Annotated in this window: 1 protein-coding gene; it reads left to right on the top strand. The window is 46.5% G+C overall.

Features of this window, described 5'->3' with window-relative positions; genetic code table 11:
* A partial coding sequence (locus tag K4A83_RS22665; RefSeq protein WP_265266990.1) for a metallophosphoesterase family protein occupies nt 1–1,386 on the top strand: 1,386 nt, incomplete at its 5' end.
* Nucleotides 1,387–1,509: the final 123 nt, after the last annotated feature.

Below are 1,509 nucleotides of genomic sequence, written 5' to 3'. Positions count from 1 at the left end.
GTCACCAGCCTCAAAACCCCCGAAGACCCCTTGTATAGTGCCGTCTTCACCCTCACCCCCACCCCACCCCCCGGCACCCCCCTGAAAATTCTCCTCACCTCCGATCATCAACTCATGCCCATGACCGCCGCCAACCTACAAAAAGTAGTCGAAACCATAGGCTTTATTGACGGAGTATTCTTTGCCGGAGACTTAACCAATATCCCCGATCGAGCTTCAGAATGGTTTGATGATCAACGAGGAGGAGCCTTTTTCCCCTGCTTACAAGGACGCGCTCAATATACCCTCGAAAAAAACGAACAAACCACCCTCTACCAAGGAGGGCAAATTATTCAAAATGCCCCCCTTTTTCCCGCCCTAGGCAATCACGAAATCATGGGGCGCTTCTCCATGACCGAACCCCTCGGAGAACAGTTTAATCATGCCTATCCCCGCGAACAAGCAGCAGCCCATTATAACCAACAATTTGCTAACTTAAACATCCCCAAAGATCCCAGTTTAAAAGCCGCTTGGATTAAAGCCAACTCCTTTAATAGCGATACCTACGAAGAAATCTTTAGTCTACCCGATCACAGTCCAGGCGGGAAAAAATACTACGCCATCACCTTTGGCGATGTGCGATTAATTGTGCTTTATATCACTAATATCTGGCGTGTTCCCAGCCTAGACGATAACGCATTAAGCCGCTACCGCGAACCGACCTATCACCTAGAAAATCCTGAAAAATGGGGCTACGGACAGCATATTTTTGAATCCATTCAACCCGGAAGTCCTCAGTATGAATGGTTAGTCAATGAACTAGAAAGCTCAGAATTTAAACGGGCTAAATATAAAATCGTCATGTTTCACCATCCCCCCCACACCCTAGGCGGAAATATCGTCCCCGCCTATACCAACCCGCGACAAACAATTCTCACCGATCCCACCGGACAAGTTCAAAAAGTTCGCTATGAATACCCCTTAGAAGACGATCATATTATCCAACATTTAGAACCCTTATTAACAGAAAAAGGCGTGCATCTCGTCTATTATGGTCACTCCCATGTATGGAATCGTTTTCGTAACGAAGCAGGAGTTAATTTCCTCGAATCCTCCAACATTGGCAACAGTTACGGGGCTTATTTCCGCGACGAAAAAAGACCCATCCCCCAAGGATATCAAGAAACCTATGTAGCCACTGGAAATCCCAACGGTTTAGAGCCAATTGTCCCCACAATTGATCCCCTATTGGATGAGCAGGGGCAACCCTTACCCTATATTGCCAGCAATGACATTACCGTATTTAGTATTTTAGACACCCAAAAAGGAACCATCAGTAGTTATCGTTTTGATACCAGACAACCCACGACCCAAGTGGTTAAATTTGATGAATTTGAACTGCGTTGACGCTCCCATCGCTAAAAGCGAGGGATTCCCTGTTCAACCAGTTACCTTATCTACTAAGCTCTCACCTAATAGACAGTGGGTAGTCTGTCCGAGGGCTTAAATTCCTGTCCGCCCGACAGTATT

Source organism: Spirulina subsalsa FACHB-351 (genome assembly GCF_026130165.1).
Lineage (GTDB): Bacteria > Cyanobacteriota > Cyanobacteriia > Cyanobacteriales > Spirulinaceae > Spirulina_A > Spirulina_A subsalsa_A.
This window is presented reverse-complemented; position numbering and strand designations above follow the sequence as displayed.